We start from the raw sequence: 243 nt of genomic DNA on the forward strand, positions 1-243 counted from the left end.
TACCGAACGCTTATTATGCTATAGACAAAGCAACAAAGGAAAATGGCTTTACTATGGCTTCCGACATTTTAACCTGCTCTTTATTACGGTCCTTAGCTGCTTCAAAACCATCCGGCAAATTCTTAGAGCTTGGTACCGGCACCGGGCTTTCAACTTCCTGGATACTGGATGGCATGGATAGTAACTCTACATTGATTTCATTTGACAATGATGAAGCGCTTTTGGCAATCGCTAAAGAATATC

1 protein-coding gene is annotated in these 243 nt (G+C 41.6%); it reads right to left on the bottom strand.

The genetic code is table 11. The annotated features are described in order from the left end of the window. Positions 1-13 precede the first annotated feature (13 nt). A partial coding sequence (locus KVT36_RS32000) for a hypothetical protein (RefSeq protein WP_217607480.1) occupies positions 14-243 on the bottom strand: 230 nt, incomplete at its 5' end.

This window comes from Chitinophaga sp. GbtcB8 (assembly GCF_019091455.1).
GTDB lineage: Bacteria > Bacteroidota > Bacteroidia > Chitinophagales > Chitinophagaceae > Chitinophaga.